This window comes from Streptomyces sp. NPDC001222 (assembly GCF_042896945.1).
Classification (GTDB): Bacteria; Actinomycetota; Actinomycetes; order Streptomycetales; family Streptomycetaceae; genus Streptomyces; species Streptomyces gibsoniae.
Genome location: NZ_JBIAXT010000001.1, coordinates 530,868 through 555,724 on the forward strand (window position 1 = coordinate 530,868; position 24,857 = coordinate 555,724).

Sequence of the window (24,857 nt, forward strand, 5' to 3'; positions counted from 1 at the left end):
CCGGTCCAGCCTCGTTGCCGTCAGCCCTGCCGTCAGACGCCCTTCAGCATGGGTGCCGGCTCAAGCGGTTCCGCAGGCCGGTCTGCCTACCGCCACCAAGTGTGCCGCCGGTCCTTGCAGCGGTAGATAGCCCTGCAAATTCGAAGGCCGTCGTCCCCGCGCTCGCAGAGCACCAGCCCGCGGTTCTGCAAGCGCTGGCCACAAGCGGGACAACGGCCAGTCTCGGATGCGTTCACCGGGGCAACCTACCGCCAGGTGCACAGCGCTCCGCGGCCCCATTGTGGTCCCCGCACCTTGCTGATCAGAGTCGCCCGGCCGGGCGGGGATGCATCTGTCCACGAATAGGCCGCGAGCTCCAAGGTGGCCTCCTCTGCGCCGCCAGCGGCCGAGCGTTTTAGAAGGCGCTTCGATACTCACGCCTCCCTAGCAGTCTGACCTGCGCAGACGCCGCCGTCATCGTGCCTCGCCTGACTTGCTTCGACACGCATCCGACAAGGACCGTCGACAGCCCCGATCCAGCTCGCACGCCCGTCGACACGCGTGGCAGACCACTGCCACGTGACGCGAATTGGCCACCCAGGAATCTTGTGGCCTGCCCTCGTCATCCGAAACCGTTCGCTCCAGATATCCCGGGCGGCCCGCCTTTGCTGCGTGGTGCGTCGACTCGACCTACAGGAAGTTGATTCATGGATCTGACCTATAGATCAAGTAGGCGGCTCAGTGCCGTCCTTCTCGCAGTCACGGTCACAAGTGCTGCCATGCTCCCTTCGATGTCGGAGGCGGCCTCTGCGGCTTCTGCCTCCCCTTCTCCGACTTCGGTCTCGAACGGGGATTCCCCGCCTGTGGCGCCTGCCGCCAAGACACCACTGGGCAAGGGCCTTTCTGCTCAGCAGCCTCGGCAGAGCACGGGCGTCGTGCCCGGCCAGGTCGTGGTGACCCTGGCCGCGGGTACCTCGGTTACTGGGAAGCCGCTGACCGATCACCGGTTGTCTGCATGGACTCCTCAGACGGACAACGCGGCGGTGAACGCCGTCCTTCGTTCGGTCGAAGCCAAGACGATGCGCGCTGCCGTCCCCGCACTGTCTGGAACTGTGCTCCGCAACAACGCGGCCTCCCAACCTGCTGGCAGCTCCGCTCTGTCGCGCACCTATGTGCTCCAGACGACAGACCGCGACTCCGTCTCGGTGGCCAAAGAGCTGCGCGCGACGCGCGGCGTCGCGTACGCGGAGCCGGACCGCTATGTCAATACGCTCGACACCCCGAGCCAGCCGCTGCCCGCGTCTGTGGTCAAGGCTGCCGCACGGGCGGCGGCAACGCAGGCTCACGCGACGCCGTCGGATGCGACACGGACCAGCTCTGACTCCAGCGGGATTCCGACCAACTACGCACTGGCCGATTCCGCTCAAGCCCTGCTCAACGCCGGAGGGGTCAACGCCACGGGCGCCTTCGCGACGCTGAAGGGCAAGTTCGGGCAAGAGCCGGGGGCCGGCGAGGTCATCACCAACGTGTCCATCGGAGACCTGGTGGACCAGTCGATGCTGGACGGCAGCAACGCGAAAGCTGTCAACAGCGGGGCCACCACCATCCTCAAGGATGGCCAGCGCTACCTCGACCTGCCGTCGATGCCGCTCATCCCGACCTATGTGTCCGATGGGCAGGGCGGCCTCAGCGGCTCCGCCGCGGTCCAGGGTGAGGACCCCGGGCTGGGCGAGGCTTTGCTGGACTTCAGCGTCATGAGCCCGCTGCCGCACGATCTGCAGCGGTCCGACCGGGTCGGGAGCGGCTACACCGACCTGCTCGGCATCGCGCCCGGCGCCAAGTACCGTCTCGTGGTACCGCAGACCCCGACGACCGACCAGATAGCCTCCGCCCTCATGGCGGCGGCCAACCAGTCACCCCGCCCCAATGTGATCACCGCCAGCCTCGGTTTCGGTACTGACACCCTGGGCTTCGCGGGGCGTTACCTGGAGGACGACCCGGTCGTCCGCGCCGTCGTCGAGCACATCGTCAAGCAACTCGGCATCGTGGTGGTCATCTCCAGCAACGACGGCACCCGCCTGTTCACCACGGCGGCGGTGGGCCCGGACGGTGGCAGCACACCGACCGACCTGGCTTCCGACGACGCAGCGGCCACGAACATGGACGACGTCGCGTTCTCGTCGGTGTCTTCACGGGACCCGGACACCGGCGCCATCGCCGCCGGCGGCACCACCCTGGACGACACACTCGCCGGTCCGGCGGGCAGCCCGACCGTGGCGGAGACCCGTATCAGCGGCTTCGGCACGTTCTCGTCCGGCTTCGGCAGCCGCGTCAACCTCTCCGCGCCCAGTGACAACATTCCCGCGTTCCTCCACCCCGTCAGGACGATGTTCGCTCCTGCCGGCGGGCCCTCGGACGTGAATGTGGTCCTCAACGGCGGTACGTCCGCGTCCGCTCCGGAGATCGCCGCAGCGGCGGCCGTGGTGCTGCAGGCGTCCCGCCTGGCCGGACACCATCTGACCCCTGCCGATGTCCGCGCCCTGCTGGAGCGCACCGGGCGATCGGTCTCCAGCCCGCATCAGATCGACCGGACCCTGCACGTGGGACCGCAGATCGACGTCACGGCAGCCACCCAGGCAGCTCTCGGTGACAAGCTCAAGGCCAAGCCCGCCGTGGTGCGGCTGTCGGTCGCGCACCGGGTGACCCGTGGCAGCCTCGGCGGGATGTTCACTGAGACGACCGATCCGCAGCGTATCGACCTCGGCAACCCCGCCTCCGGCGGCAACGGCGAGGGCCTGGTGGGTTCGGTCACCTTCGCCGGCGACGTGACGGGCCTGCCCAGCAAGGCGGCCGCCCAGTACAGGCTCACCGAAGGCTCCACGGTGTGGCGGTCCAGCACCCCGGCCATCCGCGTGACACCGCGTCAGCTGCTCACCGCGGCCGGTCTGCCGGTGGTGTCCACGAGTGACCGCAGCGTCAAGCTCCGCTACGACGTCCTGATCAAGGGGCACGTGGTGGCGAGCGCGTCCCGTACGGTTGCCATCGGAGCCAGCGACGGCACTTACGGAGAGGCCCAGGCACCGACGGCGCCGGCAGTCGCCCCGCTCGGACGCCCGGTGACCGTGCACTACGACCTCAGGGGCGTCTACGGTGTGTCCGACCCCGCCATCGCCGTGTCCGGTATCGGCCACTGGAATCCCGCTCTCGGGCCGATCTTCTACCCGGCCTGGACGAAGTCGCTGACGGCCACTTCCGGCAGCCTCACCATTCCGGCAAGCGCGTTCCACGGCGGTGCCGGACTCTACGGCATCGGCATCATCCAGAAGTCCGCGACCGTCGCGAACAACGTTTACGCGGAGTTCACTCCGATCCGCATCGGCACCGACACCGCCCGCCCGGCGGCGCCGCTGATCACCGACGCGAGCGGGATCCCCGGCCACAACGCCGCCGTCGACCGCGCCAACCCGATCCTCGGCCTCAGGTACGACGTCCGCGCCGTCCACGATGCGGCCGCCGCCGAGGTCGAGTTCTCCGCGCCCGGTCCGGCGCCAACCACCAACCGGTACAACACGTTTGACAACCCCAACGGGTCGCAAGTGGACCATGACGGCATCAACACGCCGTCCACCCTCCACCGGACGCTGCCCGGAACCTCCGGCACGGCCAGCCTCGACCTCGTCAAGCTGGGTCTGCCCACGTCCGAGCTGTACAACGTGCGCGTGCTCGCCCTGGACAGCCACCACCACGTCATCGGACAGGCATCGCCGACCGCGGAGTTGGAGGTCGACGACGGCCTGGCTCCGGACGGCGCTTCGGTGGTCGACTTCGCCTTCGCCGGCAAGGACTCGCTGGTCTCCCTGATGAGCCGGGACGGTGCGGCCGTGGTGAAGCCGTACGACCCGGCGACAGGCACCTACGGCCCCGCCCTGACCGCGGACCGCACCTACGGGGCGACCTACGCGGTGATCGGGGCGACAGCCACCACACACCGGGCCCTTGTGGCCCACCGGGCCGATCCGAACGGCGATGTCGACCTGCAGATCTGGGACACGGCAAGCCGGACGATGGTCGCACAGCAGACGGTGTCCGCATCGGAGTACACCTTCGTGAACGGTCGGTTGGATTCCGCCCGGAACCGAGGCGTCGTTCTGCTCCACCGGGTGTCCGACGATGTCGACGTCCTGCTGCCGATCAGTCTGACGACAGGCGCCCTCTCCCCGGTGATTCCACTCCCGGTCTCCGGCGCGGGAGTCACCGATCCGGGCGCCGCCCACGTCCAGTGGTCGCAGATGGCCGTCGACCCCAAGGACGGCACGGTCGTCGTGCTGCCCACGGGTATCGTGGTCTGTTCGGGCAGCGTGTCCGCCCCTCGCGTCGACCTCGATACCGCCACCACCACGCTGGCCGGGACCACGTCCCGGTGCAGCCACGGCGTCGCGATCGACGATGCGGGCAACGCCTACAACGCGTCGAATACGGGATGGAGCACCAAGCTGCCCGCTCCCAGTGTGATCACCAAGATCGATCCCAGTGACTCGTCCGATCCAATCTTGGTCCGCCCGGACAAGGGTTCTGAACTCACCGTTGACGGTGGGCGCGACCTCGCCTTCGAGAAGTTCGGCGGGCCTGATGGCACTCACCTCTTCGGGTTTCCGACGCTGATCTTCGACAACAACGCGATGGGGCAGATGGACGTCGTGGACCTCAGCACCGGCAAGCATGTGGAGACGATCAACGGTAACTACGCGTACGGCGACGGCAGCCCGCTGATGACCATCCAGGCCCCCCAGGCGATAATCCCCCAGGACGGACAGTCCATTCAGCTGGACCCCGCCACCCGCACGGGATACACGATCGGCGTGAACCGCCAGGAGATCCAGCAGTTCTCCTACTGATGATGAGATGACCACCGTCAGGTGACGGGGGCGAGGAACGGTCGTCCGTTCCTCGCCCCCGGCCGCACTTCACGGTGAACCGCGCTCACGTTCTTCCTCTTGTCGCGATCAGGGGTGTTGACACACGCCCGAAACGTTGACGCATTCGCTGCGGTGGCAAGCAAGTTGGCGAGAATCCGGAACACGAGCAACGGAGCCCGAGGAGCAGGAAGTGCGCCACGACTGTCTGCCACCTACGGAGTTCCGTGGTCTGCACGCCATTGTGCCCTGCCGTCTGGTCTGACGACCGTCTCCCGCGACTTCACGGTGGCCAGGGGCCGTTTCGCTCCCGGCCATCTGGGCGAGCTGCCTAGGTCCTGGCGTTCGATCTGGTCGACGCGGTCCCGGAAGAGACGAGGAGTGTGCAGCGCTGGCCGCGGGCCCCGCCTTCATGGGCCGAGGTCTACTTCGTGATCGCGATGTGTCTGTTCCCGGAGGTCGGCTGCCTGCTGGTCTGACACAAGCTAACGGCGAGACTCGTGGGCGGGGCTGAAGCCTGCCAAAGCCCTCAGAGGCGCACAGGGCAAACTGCTCGATCGGCCGGCGGTCCGCGCGAATGCCCATCCGAGGGACCGTCAGGTGACTACACGCACAATCATGCGTCTGACCAGCGAAAATAGCGAACCGCTACTGGAGTACCTAGAGCCAACCGCGGGCCTGGGCGCTGCGACCCAACTGGAACCGAGTGTTGACCCCCAGTTCTTCCATCAATGCGCGAATGCGGCGTTGCGTGGTTCGAGCGGACCAGCCGAGCGAACGTGCAATCCCTTCGTCGGTGAGTCCGGAGTTGAGAAGTGCGAGCAATGCCCTAACTTCGTCATGATGCGATTCCTCAGACTCATTGGAACAGACCGGCGTTCCGCGCTCCCACTCATCCTCAAAGAGTGTAATTAGTGCATCAAGCAAAGATGAGGGATGAACGATATATGCGGCATCAATAACATGTTTGCTGGAACTGATAGATATGACCGCCAAACGTTCGTCGGCGAGGAACATTTTCACGGGCAAGTGCGGCCTCACTCGGGCCAATTCGCCTTGGCGCACCGATTGGAGCACGTCGGACTGCAGTCGCCCCGGCCAGGAAATGGCCTCTCTTGTGTAGATGACTCGATAGCGGATTCCTTCGCGAAGGCGCCGACGCTCGCTTTCCAGGTTGTGACCGGGAGGAATGGCGTACGGTGGTTTGTCGAATACTCGAACCTGATGCCGAGAGTTGTTCTGGATCTGCATGACTCGTTGAGTTACGCTGTCTTGACCCAAAAGAACTTCGAGGGACTGGTCGGGGAGAATGTAGCGGGAGGCAGCCCTGTGGGCCTCCATAAGATTTTGTGCGGCTTCTCGTGCTTTCCAGAGATCCGATTCGATGGCTGCGATCCGGCTGCAGACTGCAGCATCGGGGGGAGCGGCGAGAAATTTTATCGGGCGCCCAGGGAGCCTGCTGACCATCCCCTCCCCGGAGAGGTTCGCAAGGGCTCTCCTGGTCTGGCTTTGTGACAGTCCGGTCACCTCAGCCAGTTGATCAATGTCAGCTTTGGGGTGGTTGACCACCGCCACGTACACGGTGCTGTCGGCGGGCGAGAGCCCAAGAGCTTCAAACAAGCTGTCTACCAACCCTGGTCGTCGAGGTTCAAGTGCCCGCAGGCGTGGATCGCCGCCACTCAGTCTGGCAGACCTTCGCCAACTGGCAACTATCCGTCTTTTGGCGAGGTTGCGTCACAGATCCTTTGGCAAGCCCACTAGCCTGACGGAGACTGATCTTGTTCTCCCCGAGACGGGCTGGGGGTCTGCACTGCTTCACCGGACTCGTCCGTCGGTTGGCAAGCAGTGGACTGACTCGGGGGAGACCCATGGTGATCGCGGGCTCAAGAACCGGCCGAGCGAGGATGTGCGGCCTGTACCGCAGCGGCATCCAGCAGCGCGCTCTTTCGACCACACCAATCGACCCCGACGACAGTGGCCGGGAACAGTGGTTCGTCGCCGCGACGATCCTGCAGCCTCCACGGCGGCGTACCCAGCGGAGCGCCCACGACGGGCTCAGCCACAGCGCGGCAGCAGGCGGCTCCCCCTCAGCCCATCTCTCGGCGGTGGTCCGCTCACGCTGTCGCATCCGTGACGGCGGCGGTACGGCGCTCGTCCCCCGCCGGCCTTTCGGCTCCGGCGACGTCGCCCGGCCCGGACGCCACCCCTCCGCAGCCAGCCTGGCTTGACAGCACTATGGCCATGGCCGCAGACGGCCGCGCTCGTGCCACGTAGACCGCCCGGCGATGCCGCCGTGCTGACCTTCCGGGCTGTGCGGGCGTTCTCGTCTTGCCCGCTGCACGTGGCGCGCCGCCGGGCGCGGCCAGCCGGGGCGGAGACAGGAGGCAGGCCGCGCCGCAGAGGCGGCGCGCGCCCGCGCCGTGCGCGGGCCTTGATGGACGTAGGGAAAGTTCTACCGCGCTCTGGCTGATCGTCCCTGACGGGCGTCGTATGCAACCCGTAGGCTATGGCGTACGCCATGGGTTATGGAGGAGCGTGCTTAGGGGATGGGACCGAAGTCTGAGCGGGTCTACCGCACGGTTCGCGAGTGGATCACGGCAGGCAAGTACCAACCCGGGGCCAAGCTCCCGTCCGAGCGGACCTTGTCCGAAGACTTGGAGATCGGCCGTACAGCACTGCGCCAGGTCCTGGCGAAACTGGTTGCCGAAGGTACGATCGAGGTGCATGGCCGCAGTTCCTACCGCGTCCCTGACCGCTCCGTCACGACTGAGGCTCCGACGGACATCGAGCCGTGGCAGATCCATGGTGAGCGGACGCTGTACGACAGCCGTTGGGTGAAGCTCACTATGGTCGACGTCGAACCGCCCGGCGTCGACCGCTTCGAACATCATGTCGTCCGCTTGCACCACGTGGCCATCGCTGCCGTCATCGACAACCAGGACCGCGTCCTGATGCTCTGGCGCTACCGCTTCGTCCCCGAGTCCTTCGGCTGGGAACTGCCCGGCGGGATCGTTGACGAGGGTGAAGACCCCCTGCAGACGGCAATGCGGGAGGTTGAGGAAGAGACCGGCTGGCGGCCGAACTCTCTGGAGCACGTGGTCACCTATCAGCCCATGGTCGGGATGGTCGACTCGCCGCACGAGATCTTCGTGGGCCAAGGTGCCAAGCTCGTTGGGGAGCCGACAGACCTTGAAGAGGCGGGGCACATTGCATGGGTGCCTCTCTCGGACATCCCTGGGCTCATGGCGCGCGGTGAGCTCATGGGTTCGGGAACGCTCGTCGCTCTCCTGCATGTTCTGTCCTCGCGCGGCGCCGGCACTTCGCCTACAACTGCTGCGTGAGCTGCTCGATCCTCCGCCGCTGACGGACTGATCCCGTGCGGTTCGCTATCAAGCGGGCCTGGCGGAGGTGCTCGTGCGCCTGGTCGTACTCGCCGCGGGCCATGTGTGCCTGGGCGAGATCGCAGCGGAGTCCGGCGGACGCCCGTATGAACGTGGAGTCGGCGTTGTCGAGGGCCGTGTAGAGGCTGCCTACCGCCTCGTCGTTGCCGATCAGGGCGAGCGCGTTGCCGCGCCACCTGGTGAGGTGCCCTTCGTTCAGGAAGATGCTCAGCATGTCCGGATCGCGGGCTTCATCGCCTGGCGGGAGAGATCGCGCTGCTTTCTCCAGCGCGCGCTGGCAGTCGTCGGGAAGGCCTGCCCGGGCGCAGATTTCGGCTTCGGCTGCGTACAGCCAGGCGGTGAGGCGTGGGGACATGGTCTTGCCGCCGAGTCGCTGCGCGTCGTGTATCAGCTGCACTGCCATGGGCGCCCGGCCCGCGTCACAGAGCACGTATGCCTGCTCGGCGGTGGCGTGCGCCAGGTACATCGGCTCTTCGGCTTCTTGGGCAGCTCGTTTGCCTAACTCGTAGTGGCGCCAGGCGCGTTCAACGGCTCCGACGTCGAGTGCCTGCCAGGCCGCCAGCGTCGCCGCTCCGGCCAGTGCTCGGGCAACTGGACGCCGGGTTTCTGGCAGCACGGCGAAGGTGAGGGCGTCCTCAAGGGTCGCCAGGTGGGCCGTCATCTGATCGACGAGGCTCGCGGCACCCATCTGCCGGTCCATGGTCCTGAGCAGCTCGGTCTGGTCCATGAATGTGTTCACCATGGTCAGGCTGATACTGCGAGCCGCGTCTATCCGGCCCATGAGGTCGTCGTATCCGTCCGTCATGGTCATCGGCGTCAGCAGCTCGGCCCTGCCGCTGAGTTCGTCGTCAGTGATGCCGAGCAAGGCTCGCAGTATCTTCGCGTAGCGTGCCGAGATGGCGCGTCGGCCGTTCTCCCACTCCGAGACGTACACGCGCAGGCTGGCGGTGGATGCGACGTCGAGCATGTGCTGTCGCGCATAGCGCTCGATCTCTCGGACCAGCCGCTCTTGCGACCACTCCCGTGCGCTCCTTGCTGCCTTGAGTCCGTTCGTCACGTCATGCCGCCCAGCCTGGGTTACAGGGACCTCATTGCAGCATGCCTCACATCAGCGCAGGTCGGCAGGGGTTAACGCGTCAGGTGTTAACCCCTGTTGGCTACCGGGGTGTTGGCGGAGGCGCTTCCCTAGAACTGTCGCAGTAAGGCGAGTTGAGAAGCCATCGCGGCGACACTGCTTGACATCTGGTGCGCACCAGATGCAACCTACTGGTGCGCACCAGTTGGAAGCGCAAATCCCCGCAGCTTTGCTGCGGTCATCGGCCAACGCACGGAAGCGGCGACCCACCGCCAAGCAAGTACGCCGCTCCCGCCCCTCTTCAAGGGAGTTCCAGCATGCGTCAGATTCCCGTCGACACCTCCGCCGCGACCGTGATGGTCGCCAAGACCCCGCAGCCGAAGGTCAAGGACCGCCGTACGGGCGAGATCGCCACGGACGTCGAGACCGGAGCGAAGCTGATGACGGTCGATGTGATGTTCGCGGCGAACGACGAGGTCGAGATCCTGTCCGTCACCGTCCCCGAGCCCGGTATCTCCGGTGAGCTGGCGATGGGCACGCCGGTCGCGCTCACGGGCTTGATCGCCCGGCCGTGGGAGAACGACTTCAACGGCCAGAAGCGGCACGGGATCGCCTTCCGCGCGGTCGCGGTCACCTCGCTCGCCGCTGCTGCGTCGAAGCCCGAGGCGGCCTGATCATGACCGCCATCATGGTCACGCTCGTGCTGGTCGTCGCCGCTGCGGGTCTCCTGCGGTGGCGGCGCCCCGCCTGGTACTGGCTGACCTTCGGGGTCACCCTCGCCACGCTGCGGGTCTTGTTCCGCTACGGCTCCGTCATGGATGCCTGCGGGCTGACCATGCCGCCCTCACGCTGGCGCCTGGCGTTAGCCCGGGCCACCAACCGACCCGTGCCCGAATCCCGCCCGCCGCGCATCCTGCGCCTGCGCCCGACAAGGACTGGCCTGGTCCTGCGGCTCAAGCTGCGGCCCGGGCAGGACGCCTTCGACGTCGCCGCCGCCTCCGACCGGCTGCGCCACTCCTTCGCGATGTACGGCGTCACCTCGCGTGAGGTGCGCTCGGGTGTGGTCGAGGTCCGGATGACCGGCTACGACGTCCTCAAGCGGGTGCAGATGCCCGCCCAGACCGACCCGCGCCCGATGCGGGTCCCCGTCGCCCTGCGGGAGGACGGCGCGGTCCACTACCGCGACTACCGGGCGATACCCCACGCGCTGACCCTGGGCGCCACCGAGTCCGGGAAGTCGGTCTACCAGCGCAACCTGGTCACCGGGCTGGCTCCGATGGACGTCGCCCTGGTGGGCATCGACTGCAAACAGGGGGTGGAACTGTTCCCGCTGGGCCGCCGGTTCTCCGCGCTCGCCGACAACCCTGACACCGCCGCCGAACTCCTCGAAGCCCTCGTGGCCCGGATGGAAGGCGTCTACCAGCTCATCCGCACCGAGCAGCGCATCACCGCAGACGTCCCCGACGCCGAGATCGCCGCCGATATCTGGGACCTGCCCGATCACCTGCGCCCCACGCCGGTCGTGGTCCTGGTCGACGAGGTCGCCGAACTTGCTCTCTTCGCCACCAAGGAGGAGGAGAAGCGCCGGGACCGCATCATCACCGCCCTGGTCCGGCTCGCCCAGCTCGGTCGCGCCGCCGGCATCTATCTGGAGATCTGCGGGCAGCGCTTCGGCTCCGAACTCGGCAAGGGCATCACCATGCTCCGCGCCCAGCTCACCGGGCGAACCGCCCACCGCGTCAACGACGAAACTAGCGCGAACATGGCCTTCGGCGACATCTCCCCGGACGCCGTCCTCGCCGCCATCCAGATCCCCGCCGCAATGCGCGGGGTCGCCATCGCGGGCGACTCCTCCGGCGGCTGGCACCGCATCCGCGCCCCGCACACCTCCCTGCGCCAGGCCGTCAACACCTGCAACCGGCACGCCGACCACACTCCGGACCTGCCTGAACTGGCCCCCTTCCGGCCCGCCCTTGGCGTCCCGGCTCCGGCCGAGGCCCCGGCCGTGGAGTCCATCCCGGCCACCACCTGACCTTCCCCGCTCCACGGTCGGCGCGACCGCCTTTGCGCCAGGTCCCTACCCCCGCCATGCCTGATGAAGGGAGCCCCCGGCATGTGCCCCAACTGCGAGGACTTCGCCCGCACCGTGCTCCTCCTGGGCCAACTCGCCCTCTACGCCGACATGACCGGCGCAGACCTCGACTTCGTCGAAGCCGTCAGCCCCTCCCTGGCCGTCTCGCTGCCCGAACCGCCGCCGGGCCTCTTCCCGCCTGGCTACGACCCCAAGGACGGCCCCGCCTATCCCGGCGAGGACTCCTGATGGCCCGGCCCGGCCTGCGTGTTGACGCGGTCCTGGTCCAGGCCGTCATCGCCGGAGCCCTCTCCTTCGCCCACCTCCACGACCTTGCCGCCGCGGCCGGGCAGGACGGGTGGAAAGCCTGGGCCTACCCGGTCAGCGTCGACCTGCTCCTGGTCGCCGCCTGGCGACGCCTCCGCTCCCAGGGACCGTCCCGGCTCGCCTGGTGCTGGTTCATCGTCGCCCTGTTCGCCTCACTCGGCGCCAACATCGCCACCGCCGGATTCCTCAACCTGGCCAACCCGCCCGCTCCACTCCGCCTCGGCATCGCCGGATGGCCCGCCCTCGCCTTCCTCGGCGGCACCCTCCTGGCGCACTCAGCCGAACACCGGATGCCGGTCCCGCCGGCACCCGCCCCCACCCCAACACCCGATCCCGATCCCGAACCCGAGCAATCCACCACCCAGACTCCGGAGCCCCAGCACGAACCCACTCCGACACCCACCCGGGACGCCGCCCCAGCTCTGCCCGTATCCGCTCCGGCGCCTGCGGTTCCGGCGGTGCTGGTCGACCACGCCCGCAAGGTCGCAGACGAGTACCGCACCCGCACCGGCTCCCCGATCGACACCGACACGCTTCGCGCCCGCCTCGGCGTCCCGCCCCATCTCGCCGACGCCATCGCCGCCCACCTCGCCTGACCAGCAAGAGAGGAAGACCGATGACCCATGACCCGGCCGACCTGACCGCCTCCGACTACCTCGACGGCGCCCGCGAGATGACCGCCGCCAACCGGCCCTTCCTCGCCCACCTGCTCGCCGAGGAAGCCGCCCGCCTCACCGCCGACCCCGCCACCGCCGCCGGTATCCGCGCCAGCTTCCCCGACCCGACAACGGCCCGAGAGGAGACCGACTGACATGCCCGCCCGCGACCACTTCCACTCCGTGATGAGCATCGGTCCGGTGCAGATCGGCACCCACCGCGACCGCAACGGCCAGACCAAACACGCCGCCGTGTGCACCGCCGACCGCTGCGGCTGGTCCGCCGACTACTCCAGCGCCTCCGCCGCCCAGCTCGCCGCCCGCACCCACCGCTGCCGCGTCCGCTAGGAGACCACCCGCCATGCAGGTCCCTCTCTGGTTCGCCCTCCTCGTCGTCGGCTACCTCGGCATCAAGCTCATCCGCCCGCCCTGGTGGCTCATCGCCGTCCTGCTCCTGGGCGGCTACCTCCTCGCCGACAGCCTCCTCGCCCCCGCCATCAACGCAGCCGTCAAGTAGCCAGCCCCGAAAGGAGATCCACCATGCTCCGCCCCAAGATCCCGACCATGCCCACCCCGACCGGGCGAGTGACCCCGCCCGCCGTCGTCGAGCCCACCGCCGTGGTCCAGCACCGCCTGGCCCCTGCTCCGGCCGAGCCCACAACGCCCCGTCCGACGGTCCAGCTCACCCCCGGCGCCGTCGTCGCCCTGGTCGGCGGTGGCACGGCCGTGGTCCTGGTCGTCGGAGCCGTCCTCGTCTCGATGCTCCTCGCGGTCGCCATCACCGGCGCGTCCGTCGCCGTCTGCGCGCTGGTGATCCGCTCCCTGATCGCCGCCGAAGCCAAGCGACGCTGACCGGCCCCCGGGCGGCCTCGATACCGCCAAGCATCCGCCGCCCGGGCGCCGTCCCTACCCGATCACGTGAACCGGAAGGAACGTCCAGCATGACCCACCGCACCACGCCCCGGCCCCGCATCTGCGGCAACTGCGACGGCTTCGCCTCCGTCGCCATCACCCTCGGCGGCCGCGACGCCCGCGGCCACCTGCGCACCATCACCGCACACTGCCCCGCCTGCCACGGCACCGGCACCGTTCACCGCCCGGCCGTCCGGGAGGGCGCCCGTGCCTGACACGCTGCTCGACCCGACCACCCTCAGCGACCTGCTGAGGGTGGCCTCGGCCCCCGACTACACCCGCTGGGAAGACCAGATCCGCCGCACCGGCGGCTGCGCCGACCCCATCCACCTGCGCGGCTGGACCCTCCACAAGGACAAGACCACCGGCGAGACCCTGCGCCACTACACCACCGAGAACGAGCCCGGCGGCCGACTCCGCGTCGCCTGCGGCAACCGCCGCGCCTCCCGCTGCCCCTCCTGCGCCTGGACCTACGCGGGCGACACCTACCACCTCATCCGCGCCGGACTCGCCGGAGACGACCGCCGCGACGTGCCCGCCACCGTCCGCGATCACCCGCGCGTCTTCGCCACCCTCACCGCCCCCTCCTTCGGCCCCGTCCACAACCGCCCCGACCACGGCACCTGCCGCTGCGGCACCCGCCACGGCGCCGACGATCCCGCCCTCGGTGCCGCCCTGAACCCGGCCACGTACGACTACGCGGGCGCCGTGCTGTTCAACAATCACGCCGGGCAGCTCTGGCAGCGCTTCACCAACCGGCTGCGCCGCGAGATCGCCGCCCGCGCCGGCCTTTCCCAGAGGGAGCTGAAGGAATGCGCTCGGCTGTCCTACGGCAAGGTTGCCGAGTTCCAGAAGCGTGGGGCCCTGCACTTCCATGCCGTGATCCGGATCGACGGAGCGGACGGACCGCACACCCCACCCCCGGCCTGGGCGACAGTCGCCCTCCTCGCCGACGCCATCCGGGCCGCAACCGCTCACTCCTACACCTCCGTCTCGGTGCCCGCCGCCGAGGGCCAGCCCGCCCGTACCTTCCGCTGGGGCACCCAGCTCGACGTGCGGCCGGTCAAGGCCTTCGGGGACGGCTCCGACATCACCGAACAGGCCGTCGCCTCCTACGTCGCCAAGTACGCCACCAAGGCAGCCGAGACGACCGGCACCCTCGATCGCCGCATCGGGGAACTCGCCGAGCTCGACCGGTACCAGGTGCCCGACCACACTCGTCGTCTCATCCAGACCTGCAAGGAACTCGACCCGCTCTACCCGGACCGGCGTCTGTGGGCCTGGGCGCACATGCTCGGCTTCCGCGGCCACTTCTCCTCCAAGTCCCGTCGCTACTCCACCACCCTCGGCGCCCTCCGCCAAGAACGCGCCGACTACCGCGCCGCCCAAGAACGCGAGGCCCTCGGCCTCGACGACTCCGAGCCGGACACCGTGCTCGTCCTGGCCGACTGGCAGTACGCCGGACACGGCCACACCCCCGGCGAGTCCGCCCTCGCCGCCACCATCGCCCGCGACCTCCAGCTGAACCGCGAAACCGCCCGCGAAGCACTCGCGGATCTGCTGGACGAAGGGGAGTGGTGACCATGGCGATACGCCTGCCAGACCGGTACCTGACGCCGGAGGACCTGGTCGAGCTGTTCGAACTCCCCAGCGTCGAGACGCTCTACCAGTGGCGGAGAAAGCGCATCGGGCCCCGCGGATTCCGTGTCGGCCGGCATCTCCGCTACGACCCCGATGACGTCCGCGCCTGGGTCCAGTCCCGCATGGAAGGAGCCGCTGCCTGATGGCCGGACACATCCAAGACCGGTGGTACAAGAGCGTTCCCGGAGCGGACGGCAAGACGGTCAGGGTCAGGACTGATCGCCACGGCGTCGGCCACCGCTACCGTGCCCGGTACATCGCGCCAGACGGCTCCGAGAAGTCCAAGAGCTTCCCGGACAAACAGAAGCGCAAGGCCGAAGCCTGGCTGTCCAACATCGAAGCGGACATGTCGCAGGGGCGATACATCGACCCGGCCGCGGGCTCGATCACCTTCGGCCAGTACGCCAAGGAATGGATGGCGGCGCTCACCATCGATCCGGTGACCCGCGAGAGCGTCGAGATCCGGTTGAGGGTCCACGCCCTTCCGTACCTCGGTGACCGGCCGATGGCGTCATTCCGGCCGTCGCACCTTCGTGCGTGGATGCGAGAGCTGGAGGCGACGGGACGCGCGGCGTCCTACCGGCGGTCGATCTTCGCCAATGTGTCGGCGGTGTTCACGGCGGCCGTGGAAGACCGGATCATCGCCGAAAACCCCTGCCGGGCACGTTCAGTGCGAGCGCCTTCCCTCGATGCCCGCAAGGTCAAGCCATGGTCCATCGAGCGCGTCATGGCCGTGCACGAGGCGTTGCCAGATGCCTACCAGGAGATGGTGTCCCTGGGGGCGGGCTGCGGCCTCCGTCAAGGCGAGATTTTCGGTCTGGCGGTAGAGGATGTCGACTTCCTCGGCGGCACGGTTCACGTCGTCCGGCAGATCAAGGTCATACGAGGCGTCCACCTGGTGTTCGGCCCGCCCAAAGGCGGCAAGGAACGTCAGGTGCCGTTGCCCGAGACGGTCTCGTTCGCACTTGCAGCGCACATCACGAAGCACGAGCCGGTAGAGGTCACCTTGCCTTGGAAGACCCCGGACGGCCCGCCCGTCACGGCCTCGCTGCTGTTCGTCAACACTCGGAGTCAACCGCTGCACCGGTTCCGCTTCAACAGGTCGTTCTGGCGTCCTGCCCTCACTTCCGCCGGCATCCCGCTCGGACGCGAGAACGGCATGCACGCCCTTCGCCACTTCTACGCCTCCGTGCTCTTGGACGCGGGGGAGAGCATCAAGGCCCTGAGCGAGTACCTAGGTCACCACGACCCGAGTTTCACCCTGCGCACTTACACGCACCTGATGCCGAACAGTGAGGCGCGCACCCGGGCCGCCGTGGATCGGGTCTTCCGGGACCCGGGTGACGCCGATGACGGCCCCGATACGGCCCATGGGACGAGTTGAGCCCCTGACCTGCATCGCAATCAGAACAGCCACAACTGACGGCCTGAACGCCCGCTCGACGGGTGCCCCGTCTCAAGAGCGCCCCGCCGGCCCGGCGGGGCGCTCGTTCATGTCGTCACCGAGGCCGCGAACTCCGTCAGCGTCGCGAAGTCCTCCCGGCGCAGCCCGATTCGTGGGTCCACCTGGTGGAGCAGGGCCGGTGCCGTGTGGTGGGCGGTGACGTATGCCTGGTCCGCGGGGGTCTGTTCGTCGTCCACCCAGGCGAAGGGGCGGCCCCGGGCGTACGCCACGATCGCCTCGGTCTTCCAGTGCACGCCGTCCGGGCGCAGGGCGAACAGTCCCGCGCCGAAGTCGACGTAGGGAAGCTCCGGCAAGCCGATGACCGGGCCGATCCAGCGGTTCGCGGCGTCCATCCACGTGGACGCCCAGCACAGGTCGTACCCGAGCGCCAGCAGCGCCGGGCCGTGTCCGGGGTGCAGCCACACGCGCAGCGCCCGCCCCGGGTGCAGGGCGACCCTGATCGTCGTATAGCCCTCCGGGCGCCGCTCCGGCTGGGCCGCCCAGGGGTTGAGGGGGCCGTCGACGTCGAGGAAGAGCAGGGGCCGGTCCACGCGGCCACCGTACGGCAACGGCGGCGCGCGGCCCGGGTGCTTTTCTTGCCCTCCCGGCGCTGATCAACCGGCCGTCAGTTGTTCGTACGCCGTCAGCAGTCCCTCGGTCGCCTCGCGGTCCGCGGGCCGCAGCGGTGCGCGGACCGGGCCCGCGGGCAGGCCGAGAGCGCCGAGCAGCGCCTTGGCCGTGACCGCGCCGGGCAGGCCCGCCGCCGTCATCGCCTCGATCAGGGGCAGGGCCCGGTGCTGCAGCCGGGCGGCCTCCGCGGTGTCGCCCGCGTCGAAGGCGTCCAGCACGGCCCGCATCCGGCTCGGGGCGACGTTCGCCACCGTGCTGACGTAACCCGCGCCGCCCACCGCGTACAGGGCGAGGTTGTGCTCGTCGCAGCCCGCGTAGTAGGCCAGGTCCGTCCGGGAGAGCACCTTCTGGATGCCGAGGAAGTCGTAGGAGCAGTCCTTGACCGCCACGATCCTGGGGTGTTCGGCGAGACGGAGCATCGTGTCGGGCTCGATGCGGGTGCCGGTGCGGCCGGGAATGTCGTACAGCGCGAGCGGCAGCCCCGACGCGTCCGCGACCTCCCGGAAGTGCCGTGCGAGGGCGTCCTGCGGGGGCTTGCTGTAGTACGGGCTGACCACCAGCAGGCCGTTTGCACCCGCCTTCTCGGCCGCCAGGGCCAGCTCGACGGTGTGCCGGGTGTCGAACGTGCCCACGCCCGCCACCAGCGACGGCCGGTCGCCGACCGCCTCCCGTACGGCTCCGATGAGGGCCGACTTCTCGGCGTCCGTCGTGGTCGGGGACTCGCCCGTCGTTCCGTTCAGCACCAGTCCGTCGCATCCCTCGGACACCAGCCGGCCGGCGAGCCGCTGGGCCCCGCCGAGGTCCAGCGCGCCCTCCTCGGTGAAGGGCGTGACCATGGCGCAGAGGGAGCGGCCGAAGGGTGGGGGAGTGGATGCAGTCGTCGTCATGGGAGAAGTGTCGACAGGTCGATCGTGAAGCTCCACTTAATTCTTCTACATGGTATTGGTTAGGGATTCTGGGGTGTGGGGGAGATCGGGCGCAGAGAGGTGGAAGCACTCGGGGCGCGTTCTGGGGCGCGAAGCGGTATGCGGTGGTGCCGAATCGGGCGGGGTGGGTCACCATGGCCGGGACGGTCACCAACCGTGGGAGGCGTCATGAAGCTGGGCAAGGCACTCGCCACCGGGGTCGCGGAGGAGCGTCCGGAGGTTCCCGAGGAGGAGACGGGTCTTCCCGCGGCGGACGTCACCGACGTCGTCGAGGAGCCAGCGGCGCCCGCCCTCGAAGAGGTCCCCGCCGCCCGATGAGGCTGCGGCTCCCCGAGGAACGCCCGACGGAGCCGCCGACCGGATACAAGATCGCCCACCCGGTGCTGTCCCAGGACGGCGGCCGGGCCGGGTTCACCGGTGTGTCCCTGGGCGGTGCACTGCCCTACGGAGTCCTCGACGACGCCCGGTGTGTGTACGGGCGTCGGCACCGCGCACCGCACCGCCGCTGCGACTGCGGCTTCCACTGTGTGCACGACCGCACGGACGCCGAGGCGTTGCAGTGCACCGAGGAGCACCGGGGGGCCGTGCTGCTGGAGGTCACCGTGCTCGGCGCGTACATCCGCTTCGAACAGGGCTTTCGGTACGCCCGCCAGCGGGTGCGGACCATGACGGTCGGCCCGTGTGTGTGCGGCGGAGCGGCGGTGGCCCTGGCCGACGCGGGCTGGGGGCGCCCGGGTTGGCGCGCGCTCCGGCCGGCGTGCGCGGGGTGCGTACGCGGGCGTACCTCACTGTCGCCCGCGGTGTTCGCGCGGCTCGCGGGTGACGGGCTGCGGGTGCGGCCCGGCCGGGGAGGCGGGGGCCACCCTGCCACCGGCCTCGATGTGTCCGAGCTGGCCGCCGAGGCGGTGCTGCTCCAGGCGCGGCTCGACTGGTTCCAGACCCAGCTGGCCCGCCTGCAGGAGCGGGGGCCGTAGGGGTAGGTAGGGTCGCCGCGCCGTGTTCCCAGGCCGGGGCTCGGTGATCAGTCCGGCTTGGGCAGGGAGCGCAGGTGCCGCATCTGCGCGTGGCTGAGGTCGTAGGCCTGCCGCATATGGCGGGTGATCACCTCCAGCTCGTCCTCGGTGTGGCCGTCGAGCAGGGTCCCCCAGGCCCGGCCGAGGTCGTCCCACACCGCGGTGACCCGGGCGATGCGCTCGGGGACCGGGGTGACCAGCACCCGCCGGCGATCCTGCCGGTCGGGGGTGCGGGCCACATAGCCCCCTCGTTCGAGCCGGTCCACCAGTCGCGTGGCCGACCCCGTGGTCAGGCCCGTCATATCGGCGATCTCCCGCACGGTCAGCGGCCCGGGCTCGGCCGTCAGCAGGCTCAGGCACTGCACATCCGTCGGATGCAGACCGAGGTGATCGGCGACGGCCTGGTTGAACAGCACATATGCCGCGAGATAGCGGCGGGACTCCAATGACAGCTCCTCGTACAGCCGCTCCCGACGCGACTCCGCCATCCGGCTCACATCCCCTTTGCTGTGTGACGCAGCGTTTCTGTATTCTGCCGCGTGACGCAGTTAATGCGTCTCGCAGTCATTCTATTCTGGGGGAGAACCATGCTCACCGTTGCCGTCAGCGGAGCCACCGGAGTCCAGGGCGGGGCCACCGTCCGCGCCCTTCTCCTTGCGGGCCACCGGGTGCGCGCACTCACCCGCGCTCCCGACTCGCCCGCCGCCGACACCCTGCGCGCCCTCGGCGCCGAGGTGCGCCGCGCCGACTTCGACGACCGCGCGTCCCTCGACGCGGCCCTCGCCGGAGCGGACTCGCTCTTCGCCGTCACCACCCCGTTCGGCACCGACACCGCCGTCGAGACCCGACAGGGCAAGGCCCTCGTCGACGCCGCGGCGGCCGCCCGTCTCGGGCACATCGTGCTGACCTCCGCCGCGCACGCTGACCGCGGCACCGGTGTCCCGCACTACGAGAGCAAGCACCTGGTCGAGAGGCATCTGCGTACGGCCGGCGTGCCCTGGACCGTGATCGCTCCGGCGGCGTTCATGGAGAACTACTCCGGCGGTTGGACGCTCGACACCCTGCGCGAAGGCGTCTTCGCCTGGCCCATGCCCTCGGGCCGGCCGTTCACGCTCATCCCCGCCGAGGACATCGGGGCGTTCGCCGCGCTGACCCTCCAGCGCCGCGACGAGTTCGCCGGACAGCGCATCGACATCGCCTCCGACGTACGCAACCCGAGCCAGATCGCGGAGACTCTCGCCGCGGCTGTCGGCCGCCCGATCGTCCACCGGGAGGTGTCCCTGACCGATGTGCGGACCCGGTCCACCGACCTGGCCGCGATGTTCGAGTACATCACCGCCTCCGGCCTGGACATCGATGTGGCCGGGCTGCGCCGCGACTACCCCGAGGTCGGCTGGCACGGCTTCACCGACTGGGCCGTCGGCCAGGACTGGACCGCACATCTCGCCTCCGTGCCCGCGCACCGGTGACGCCCGCGCGGGGAACGAACCGCCCCCGGCGTCACCCCGCCCCGGCCGCGGGTCTGCGCGGGGCAATCACGCGGACCCTCCGCGCGTGGCAACCGCGCGGAGGGTCCGCGCGGCATCTATGCAGAGAGTCCGCAGGGCAACCACGCCGACACACGCAGAAAGGCACCGCACCTCCATGAAGCCGATCGGCTACTGGCTCAATCGCACCGACCGAGCACTCACCCGCTCCATGGACGCCACGCTGGAGGAGTTCGGTCTCACCCGGATCGCCTGGCAGGTCCTCAACACCCTTCGGGAAACCCCCGATTCCGCCGACGCCGAAGTCCTGGAGGCGCTCTCCGCCAACGCCGACGCGCACACGCTCACCACCGCCGTCGACACCGTGCTCGCCGACGGCTGGGCGGTGCGTCCCGCGCCGGGCCGGCTCGCCCTCAGCGACGGTGGCCGCGAGCGTCTCGCCGCTGTCGCGCAGCGCGTCGACGCGTTCCGCGCCATGGCCATGACCGGTATCACCCCGGACGAGTTCCGTGCGGCCGTCCTTGTTCTGGAACGCATGACTCACAACGTCGAGACGGGGATGAGCGCGGCTTCCCGGTCCTGACGGCCGCGGCGTCGTAGGCCGTCCGCAGCAGGTTCCGTCGCACTCCGTCCCGCCCTCACGCCCACGGCACCCACCGAACATTTCACCCGTCTGGACAAAAAAAGTTTTCGGTGGGAGGGTGGACTCCATGCTGGACGTGACCGTGATCGAGGACGCCGAAGCCGCAGCCGTGTCGCTGGACCCCGTGCGGGCCCGGTTGCTCGCCGAACTGGCGGCCGGGCCCGCGTCGGCCGCCATGCTGGCCGGCCGGGTCGGACTGCCTCGGCAGAAGGTGAACTACCATCTCAAGGCCCTGGAGCGGCACGGCCTCGTCGAACTGGCCGGGGAGCGTCGCAAGGGCAATGTCACCGAGCGGCTGATGCAGGCCACCGCCGCCTCGTATGTGATCAGCCCGCTGGCACTCGCCTCCGTGCAGCCGGACCCGGACCGGTTCCGCGACCAGCTCTCCGCCCGCTGGCTGCTCGCCCTCGGCGCCCGCCTGGTGCGGGACGTCGGCTCGCTGATCACCGGCGCCGCGAAGGCCCGCAAGCGGCTCGCGACCTATGCGCTGGACGGCGAGGTGCGGTTCGCGTCGGCCGCCGACCGTGCCGCGTTCATCCAGGAGCTGACGGCGGGCGTCAGCGCCCTGATCCGCAAGTACGACGCCCCGGACGCCGAGAGCGGCCGTGACCACCGGATCGTGGTCGCCGTCCACCCCACCCTCAAGCCCGGGTCCGCCGAGCCCGCACCCGAGCCCGAGCCCGGGCCCGCCGCGCCCCCGGCCCGCGAACTCACCGACTGACCCACCCACTTCGCGCAGGAGCCATCATGTCCAAGGAATTCGAGATCGCCCGAGAGTTCGAGGTCGACGCCACGCCCGAGGAGGTGTGGGAGGCGATCACCCGTGGCACCGGCGGCTATCTCTGGCCGATGGAGCCCCCGGAGCCCCGGGTGGGCGGCGCCGGACCCTTCGGCTCCGAGGTCGTCGCCTGGGACCCGCCCCACCGCTACGTCAACCGGGTCGCGAACGTCGAAGGCATCTCCCAGCAGACCCTCAACCAGCTCGACCACACCATCGAGCCGCGCGACGAGGGCCGTCACGCCTGGGTGCGGTACGTGCACAGCGGGATCTTCGTCGACGACTGGGACAACCAGTACGACGGGGCGAGCAAGCACACCGACTTCTATCTGCACACCCTGCGCGAGTATCTGACCCACTTCGCGCCGCGCCCGGTGACCTTCGCGACCCTGAACGGCCCGGAGGCGTCCACCGGTGCCGACGCCTTCACCGTCGTCGCGGGGGCCCTCGGCCTGCCCGAGGACGCCGCCGAGGGGGCCCCGGTCAGCGTCCGGGGACCCGGCGGACAGTCCCTGGACGCCGTGCTGGACTTCCGCAACCCGTATTTCATCGGGCTGCGCACCGAGGACGCCCTGATCCGCTTCTTCGGCCGCAATCACTGGGGTGCCCCGGTGGGCGTCAGCGTCCATGACTTCGCCCCGGACGCCGACGCGAAGGCGAACGAACTCGCCTGGCAGCAGTGGCTGGACGAGGCCTACGCCTGACCCCGTCCAGCACACCCCGCGGGTGCTACGGGCGGAACCGCAGCACCTGCGGGTCGTGGTCGCTGATCTGGTCGTGGAACTCCGAGTTGATGTGCACGCTGTCGTAGTCGAGGTCGCAGCCACGGCGGATGGACGGGCTCACCAGGATCTGGTCGAGGACCTGGCTGTTGCCCTGGTAGTCGTACGTGTACCGCTCGCTCTTCGGCAGCGACTTGATCGCCGACCACAGCTCGCCGTCACCCTCGAGGATCTTCGTGGTGTCGGAGAACTGGAAGTCGTTCATGTCGCCGAGCGCGATGACCTCGGCGTTCTTCTGGGTGTCGAGGATGTCCTTGACGAAGGTGTGCACCTCGGTCGCCTGAAGGTGGCGCTGGGTCTCGGAGCTGCGCGTCGGCGGCTGGTACTGCGCCGTCAGCCCCTGGTCGCCGCCCTTGGAGGTGAGGTGGTTGGCGATCACGAAGACCGTCTTGCCGCGGAAGACGAACTCGCCGACCAGCGGCTTGCGGCTGGCCTTCCAGGCGTCGCTTCCCGGGTCGATCCGGCCGGGGGAGGCCGTCAGCTGCGCCTTGCCGTGCACCTTGGTGACACCCACGGCGGTCGTGGAGTCGCCGCCCGGGCGGTCGGTGAACGAGACCCGCTCGGGGTTGAAGAGGAAGACCTGACGGATGTTGCCGCCGGGCTCGCCGCCGTCCTGGTCGTTGACCGGGTCGATCGAGCGCCACTCGTACTTCGGGCCGCCCGCCGCGACGATCGCGTCGATCAGCTTGTTCACCGTCTGGCTCGCGTCGACCGTGCCGTCGTCCTTGGCACCGTTGTTGTCCTGGATCTCCTCCAGGGACACGATGTCCGGCGACTGCAGGTTGTTCACGATCGCGGCGGCGTGGGCCTCGAAGGTGGCGTCGGACGGGTCCAGGTTCTCCACGTTGTACGTCGCCACGGCCAGCTCGCCGCGCGCCTGCCTGCGGGTGGTCTCGCGCTCGAGGCCCCCGCTCTGGAGGGTGCCGAGCTTGCTCGCGACCAGCGTGTAGCCGCCGAACTGGTTGTAGTCCAGCGGACCCGTGGTCGCGCCGGTGAGCGTGTCACCGACGTCGGCGGCCGGGAAGTCGGCGGTCGAGCCGAGCGACTGGATCTGCAGCCGGCCCGAGTTCTGGGACGTGTAGGAGCCGTAGACCGTGCCGCCGCGGCGGTCGGCGTGCTCATGCGGCTTCACCGTGACCCACAGCTCGGTGTAGCGGTCGGTGGCGGTGACCACACGGGCGTCGGCGACCTGGACGTTCATGTCCTCCAGGGACTCGTAGTAGTCCAGGGCGTACTTCGACGGCTGCAGGGTGAGGCCGTTGATCGAGCCGCTCGCGGCGGTGTCGCCCGCCGGGGCGTACGCGGCGGGCACCGACTCCGCGTCGATGACGACGGGCGCCGGAACGGCGTTGCCGCTGGAGAGGACCGTCACCGTCGGCTTGGTGATCTCCGTCACCGACTGGTTGCCGGACGCGGTGCCGCCCGGGACGTACTCCGAGACCGTGCCCGTCACCGTGACCGAGTCGCCCGCCGCGACCTTCGGGGTGGAGCTGGTGAAGACGAAGACGCCCTCGCTGGTGGCCGGATTGTCGTCCGGGTTCGGGTCCTGCATCCAGAACCCCTTCGACGAGCCGTACGTCCGCACACCCGTGACGATTCCGGCCACATCCGTGACCTTCTGGCCCGCGAGCGGAGATATACGGGTGGTGCCCTGGATGTCATGGATACGCACGGTGTCCGCGTGAGCCGGCGCGGTGAGCACCACACCGGACAGCGTGGAACAGACGGCAGCGACGGTGAGCGCGGCGAGACGCGCGGAAGACTTGCTCGGCAACGGGATCCCTCCGGGGACATACGTGGGCGCCGGGACGAGAGTGGAGCGTGGAACGGTGGCGGCCGCGACCGGTGGGGCGGTGGCGGCACAAGTTGGGCAGGTTGCGCAAGTTGCACACGTTCCACGCGTGGAACATGTGGAAGGCGAAGGGCACCGATGAGCACGCGTGAGCACCGCTGAACGCACGGCGAGCACCGGTGAACGTCATGACCACCGACGGCGTCGATGACCGCCGACGTGCACAGGCCGCACGCTCACGATCACCGAACGCATCTTGGTGAACAAGTGTCCCCCGACTTCTACGCGCGTCAATCTCCTGTGTATCCGGGCCAGTTGTCAAGGTTTCGGCCATGTACGGGGCCCGGACGGGAGATGAACCGGGCGGCATGGGTGGAAATCCGTCTA

The 24,857-nt window shown here is 69.1% G+C and carries 27 protein-coding genes and 1 pseudogene; 22 read left to right on the forward strand and 6 right to left on the reverse strand.

The window, feature by feature from the left end; translation table 11 throughout:
• The first annotated feature begins 686 nt into the window (after window positions 1–686).
• Together ACFY2Z_RS02405 and ACFY2Z_RS02410 are read left to right on the forward strand one after the other, a co-directional pair.
• A complete protein-coding gene (locus tag ACFY2Z_RS02405) occupies window positions 687–4,874 on the forward strand; it encodes a S8 family serine peptidase (RefSeq protein ID WP_390742291.1) in 4,188 nt (1,395 codons plus the stop codon).
• A gap of 356 nt (window positions 4,875–5,230) precedes the next feature.
• The gene (locus ACFY2Z_RS02410) at window positions 5,231–5,371 is read left to right on the forward strand and encodes a transposase domain-containing protein (protein WP_390742429.1); all 141 of its coding nucleotides are present in this window, start codon (window positions 5,231–5,233) and stop codon (window positions 5,369–5,371) included.
• 181 nt (window positions 5,372–5,552) lie between these two features.
• Here ACFY2Z_RS02410 and ACFY2Z_RS02415 read toward each other — a convergent pair whose 3' ends face one another.
• Entirely contained in the window at window positions 5,553–6,512 is a 960-nt protein-coding gene (locus ACFY2Z_RS02415; protein ID WP_390742292.1) for a helix-turn-helix domain-containing protein, read from the reverse strand.
• Between the two features lie 142 nt (window positions 6,513–6,654).
• On the opposite strand from ACFY2Z_RS02415, the pseudogene ACFY2Z_RS02420 reads away from it, so the two are divergent.
• Both ACFY2Z_RS02420 and ACFY2Z_RS02425 read left to right on the forward strand, forming a co-directional pair.
• Window positions 6,655–6,813, forward strand: a pseudogene (locus ACFY2Z_RS02420) (site-specific integrase); the annotation flags it as partial.
• A 625-nt stretch (window positions 6,814–7,438) separates the two neighbouring features.
• Window positions 7,439–8,233 (forward strand): NUDIX domain-containing protein, encoded by a 795-nt coding sequence (locus ACFY2Z_RS02425; protein WP_390742293.1) that lies wholly within the window; start codon window positions 7,439–7,441, stop codon window positions 8,231–8,233.
• Here ACFY2Z_RS02425 and ACFY2Z_RS02430 read toward each other — a convergent pair.
• Complete coding sequence (locus ACFY2Z_RS02430; protein WP_390742294.1) at window positions 8,217–9,350, reverse strand: XRE family transcriptional regulator; 1,134 nt, start codon at window positions 9,348–9,350, stop codon at window positions 8,217–8,219. The genes ACFY2Z_RS02425 and ACFY2Z_RS02430 overlap by 17 nt on opposite strands.
• A 335-nt stretch (window positions 9,351–9,685) precedes the next feature.
• Here ACFY2Z_RS02430 and ACFY2Z_RS02435 point away from each other — a divergent pair, with 335 nt between their 5' ends.
• The 12 genes from ACFY2Z_RS02435 to ACFY2Z_RS02490 all read left to right on the forward strand — a co-directional run bounded on the left by ACFY2Z_RS02435 (window position 9,686) and on the right by ACFY2Z_RS02490 (window position 16,359).
• Window positions 9,686–10,042 carry a hypothetical protein gene (locus tag ACFY2Z_RS02435; RefSeq protein WP_390742295.1) on the forward strand — a complete coding sequence of 119 codons (357 nt, stop codon included), beginning with the start codon at window positions 9,686–9,688 and terminating at the stop codon, window positions 10,040–10,042.
• Between the two features lie 2 nt (window positions 10,043–10,044).
• Entirely contained in the window at window positions 10,045–11,400 is a 1,356-nt protein-coding gene (locus tag ACFY2Z_RS02440; protein WP_390742296.1) for an FtsK/SpoIIIE domain-containing protein, read from the forward strand.
• A gap of 81 nt (window positions 11,401–11,481) precedes the next feature.
• The gene (locus ACFY2Z_RS02445) at window positions 11,482–11,688 is read left to right on the forward strand and encodes a hypothetical protein (RefSeq protein WP_390742297.1); all 207 of its coding nucleotides are present in this window, start codon (window positions 11,482–11,484) and stop codon (window positions 11,686–11,688) included.
• Window positions 11,685–12,362 (forward strand): DUF2637 domain-containing protein, encoded by a 678-nt coding sequence (locus ACFY2Z_RS02450; protein ID WP_390742430.1) that lies wholly within the window; start codon window positions 11,685–11,687, stop codon window positions 12,360–12,362. The genes ACFY2Z_RS02445 and ACFY2Z_RS02450 overlap by 4 nt, the downstream gene beginning before the upstream one ends.
• Before the next feature lie 20 nt (window positions 12,363–12,382).
• On the forward strand, window positions 12,383–12,577 hold the full coding sequence (locus tag ACFY2Z_RS02455) for a hypothetical protein (protein ID WP_390742298.1): 195 nt from the start codon (window positions 12,383–12,385) through the stop codon (window positions 12,575–12,577).
• Window position 12,578: 1 nt separating this feature from the next.
• Window positions 12,579–12,770: a mobile element transfer protein gene (locus ACFY2Z_RS02460; protein ID WP_355903453.1), complete on the forward strand. Its 192-nt coding sequence runs from the start codon at window positions 12,579–12,581 to the stop codon at window positions 12,768–12,770.
• 13 nt (window positions 12,771–12,783) lie between these two features.
• Complete coding sequence (locus ACFY2Z_RS02465; protein ID WP_311698311.1) at window positions 12,784–12,939, forward strand: hypothetical protein; 156 nt, start codon at window positions 12,784–12,786, stop codon at window positions 12,937–12,939.
• 23 nt (window positions 12,940–12,962) lie between these two features.
• Window positions 12,963–13,274, forward strand: a complete 312-nt coding sequence (locus tag ACFY2Z_RS02470; protein ID WP_390742299.1) for a SpdD-like protein — start codon at window positions 12,963–12,965, stop codon at window positions 13,272–13,274.
• 89 nt (window positions 13,275–13,363) lie between these two features.
• Window positions 13,364–13,549 carry a hypothetical protein gene (locus ACFY2Z_RS02475; protein ID WP_388973052.1) on the forward strand — a complete coding sequence of 62 codons (186 nt, stop codon included), beginning with the start codon at window positions 13,364–13,366 and terminating at the stop codon, window positions 13,547–13,549.
• Window positions 13,542–14,915 carry a replication initiator protein RepSA gene (gene repSA / locus ACFY2Z_RS02480; protein ID WP_390742300.1) on the forward strand — a complete coding sequence of 458 codons (1,374 nt, stop codon included), beginning with the start codon at window positions 13,542–13,544 and terminating at the stop codon, window positions 14,913–14,915. Before ACFY2Z_RS02475 ends, repSA begins: the two co-directional genes overlap by 8 nt.
• Window positions 14,916–14,917: 2 nt before the next feature.
• Window positions 14,918–15,118: a helix-turn-helix transcriptional regulator gene (locus ACFY2Z_RS02485; RefSeq protein WP_390742301.1), complete on the forward strand. Its 201-nt coding sequence runs from the start codon at window positions 14,918–14,920 to the stop codon at window positions 15,116–15,118.
• Entirely contained in the window at window positions 15,118–16,359 is a 1,242-nt protein-coding gene (locus tag ACFY2Z_RS02490; RefSeq protein ID WP_390742302.1) for a tyrosine-type recombinase/integrase, read from the forward strand. The genes ACFY2Z_RS02485 and ACFY2Z_RS02490 overlap by 1 nt, the downstream gene beginning before the upstream one ends.
• A 107-nt stretch (window positions 16,360–16,466) precedes the next feature.
• Here ACFY2Z_RS02490 and ACFY2Z_RS02495 read toward each other — a convergent pair whose 3' ends face one another.
• Complete coding sequence (locus tag ACFY2Z_RS02495; RefSeq protein ID WP_390742303.1) at window positions 16,467–16,970, reverse strand: hypothetical protein; 504 nt, start codon at window positions 16,968–16,970, stop codon at window positions 16,467–16,469.
• Window positions 16,971–17,033: 63 nt separating this feature from the next.
• A complete protein-coding gene (dapA, locus tag ACFY2Z_RS02500; protein ID WP_390742304.1) occupies window positions 17,034–17,936 on the reverse strand; it encodes a 4-hydroxy-tetrahydrodipicolinate synthase in 903 nt (300 codons plus the stop codon).
• Window positions 17,937–18,143: 207 nt separating this feature from the next.
• On the opposite strand from dapA, the gene ACFY2Z_RS02505 reads away from it, so the two are divergent.
• The gene (locus ACFY2Z_RS02505; protein ID WP_390742305.1) at window positions 18,144–18,293 is read left to right on the forward strand and encodes a hypothetical protein; all 150 of its coding nucleotides are present in this window, start codon (window positions 18,144–18,146) and stop codon (window positions 18,291–18,293) included.
• Window positions 18,290–18,949 (forward strand): hypothetical protein, encoded by a 660-nt coding sequence (locus tag ACFY2Z_RS02510; RefSeq protein ID WP_390742306.1) that lies wholly within the window; start codon window positions 18,290–18,292, stop codon window positions 18,947–18,949. The genes ACFY2Z_RS02505 and ACFY2Z_RS02510 overlap by 4 nt, the downstream gene beginning before the upstream one ends.
• 47 nt (window positions 18,950–18,996) lie before the next feature.
• On the opposite strand, the gene ACFY2Z_RS02515 is transcribed toward ACFY2Z_RS02510, so the two are convergent.
• A complete protein-coding gene (locus tag ACFY2Z_RS02515; RefSeq protein ID WP_390742307.1) occupies window positions 18,997–19,476 on the reverse strand; it encodes a MarR family winged helix-turn-helix transcriptional regulator in 480 nt (159 codons plus the stop codon).
• A 99-nt stretch (window positions 19,477–19,575) separates the two neighbouring features.
• Between ACFY2Z_RS02515 and ACFY2Z_RS02520 the strand changes: the two genes are divergently transcribed.
• The 4 genes from ACFY2Z_RS02520 to ACFY2Z_RS02535 all read left to right on the forward strand — a co-directional run bounded on the left by ACFY2Z_RS02520 (window position 19,576) and on the right by ACFY2Z_RS02535 (window position 22,600).
• Window positions 19,576–20,457, forward strand: a complete 882-nt coding sequence (locus tag ACFY2Z_RS02520; RefSeq protein ID WP_390742308.1) for an NmrA/HSCARG family protein — start codon at window positions 19,576–19,578, stop codon at window positions 20,455–20,457.
• A gap of 175 nt (window positions 20,458–20,632) precedes the next feature.
• Window positions 20,633–21,058 carry a MarR family winged helix-turn-helix transcriptional regulator gene (locus ACFY2Z_RS02525; RefSeq protein WP_390742309.1) on the forward strand — a complete coding sequence of 142 codons (426 nt, stop codon included), beginning with the start codon at window positions 20,633–20,635 and terminating at the stop codon, window positions 21,056–21,058.
• Between the two features lie 127 nt (window positions 21,059–21,185).
• Window positions 21,186–21,839 (forward strand): ArsR/SmtB family transcription factor, encoded by a 654-nt coding sequence (locus ACFY2Z_RS02530; RefSeq protein WP_390742310.1) that lies wholly within the window; start codon window positions 21,186–21,188, stop codon window positions 21,837–21,839.
• A gap of 26 nt (window positions 21,840–21,865) precedes the next feature.
• Window positions 21,866–22,600, forward strand: coding sequence for an SRPBCC domain-containing protein (locus ACFY2Z_RS02535; protein ID WP_390742311.1), 735 nt, complete (start codon window positions 21,866–21,868; stop codon window positions 22,598–22,600).
• Window positions 22,601–22,625: 25 nt separating this feature from the next.
• Here ACFY2Z_RS02535 and ACFY2Z_RS02540 read toward each other — a convergent pair whose 3' ends face one another.
• On the reverse strand, window positions 22,626–24,452 hold the full coding sequence (locus ACFY2Z_RS02540) for an endonuclease/exonuclease/phosphatase family protein (protein ID WP_390742312.1): 1,827 nt from the start codon (window positions 24,450–24,452) through the stop codon (window positions 22,626–22,628).
• Between the last annotated feature and the right edge of the window lie 405 nt (window positions 24,453–24,857).

Bases quoted from the DNA above. Each gene is read 5' to 3' on its own strand.
- ACFY2Z_RS02405 (WP_390742291.1), top strand. From the start codon at position 687: ATGGATCTGACCTATAGATCAAGTAGGCGGCTCAGTGCCGTCCTTCTC.
- ACFY2Z_RS02425 (WP_390742293.1), top strand. From the start codon at position 7,439: ATGGGACCGAAGTCTGAGCGGGTCTACCGCACGGTTCGCGAGTGGATC.
- ACFY2Z_RS02435 (WP_390742295.1), top strand. From the start codon at position 9,686: ATGCGTCAGATTCCCGTCGACACCTCCGCCGCGACCGTGATGGTCGCC.
- ACFY2Z_RS02440 (WP_390742296.1), top strand. From the start codon at position 10,045: ATGACCGCCATCATGGTCACGCTCGTGCTGGTCGTCGCCGCTGCGGGT.
- ACFY2Z_RS02445 (WP_390742297.1), top strand. From the start codon at position 11,482: ATGTGCCCCAACTGCGAGGACTTCGCCCGCACCGTGCTCCTCCTGGGC.
- ACFY2Z_RS02455 (WP_390742298.1), top strand. From the start codon at position 12,383: ATGACCCATGACCCGGCCGACCTGACCGCCTCCGACTACCTCGACGGC.
- ACFY2Z_RS02460 (WP_355903453.1), top strand. From the start codon at position 12,579: ATGCCCGCCCGCGACCACTTCCACTCCGTGATGAGCATCGGTCCGGTG.
- ACFY2Z_RS02465 (WP_311698311.1), top strand. From the start codon at position 12,784: ATGCAGGTCCCTCTCTGGTTCGCCCTCCTCGTCGTCGGCTACCTCGGC.
- ACFY2Z_RS02470 (WP_390742299.1), top strand. From the start codon at position 12,963: ATGCTCCGCCCCAAGATCCCGACCATGCCCACCCCGACCGGGCGAGTG.
- ACFY2Z_RS02475 (WP_388973052.1), top strand. From the start codon at position 13,364: ATGACCCACCGCACCACGCCCCGGCCCCGCATCTGCGGCAACTGCGAC.
- ACFY2Z_RS02485 (WP_390742301.1), top strand. From the start codon at position 14,918: ATGGCGATACGCCTGCCAGACCGGTACCTGACGCCGGAGGACCTGGTC.
- ACFY2Z_RS02490 (WP_390742302.1), top strand. From the start codon at position 15,118: ATGGCCGGACACATCCAAGACCGGTGGTACAAGAGCGTTCCCGGAGCG.
- dapA (WP_390742304.1), bottom strand. From the start codon at position 17,936: ATGACGACGACTGCATCCACTCCCCCACCCTTCGGCCGCTCCCTCTGC.
- ACFY2Z_RS02505 (WP_390742305.1), top strand. From the start codon at position 18,144: ATGAAGCTGGGCAAGGCACTCGCCACCGGGGTCGCGGAGGAGCGTCCG.
- ACFY2Z_RS02510 (WP_390742306.1), top strand. From the start codon at position 18,290: ATGAGGCTGCGGCTCCCCGAGGAACGCCCGACGGAGCCGCCGACCGGA.
- ACFY2Z_RS02515 (WP_390742307.1), bottom strand. From the start codon at position 19,476: ATGGCGGAGTCGCGTCGGGAGCGGCTGTACGAGGAGCTGTCATTGGAG.
- ACFY2Z_RS02520 (WP_390742308.1), top strand. From the start codon at position 19,576: ATGCTCACCGTTGCCGTCAGCGGAGCCACCGGAGTCCAGGGCGGGGCC.
- ACFY2Z_RS02525 (WP_390742309.1), top strand. From the start codon at position 20,633: ATGAAGCCGATCGGCTACTGGCTCAATCGCACCGACCGAGCACTCACC.
- ACFY2Z_RS02530 (WP_390742310.1), top strand. From the start codon at position 21,186: ATGCTGGACGTGACCGTGATCGAGGACGCCGAAGCCGCAGCCGTGTCG.
- ACFY2Z_RS02535 (WP_390742311.1), top strand. From the start codon at position 21,866: ATGTCCAAGGAATTCGAGATCGCCCGAGAGTTCGAGGTCGACGCCACG.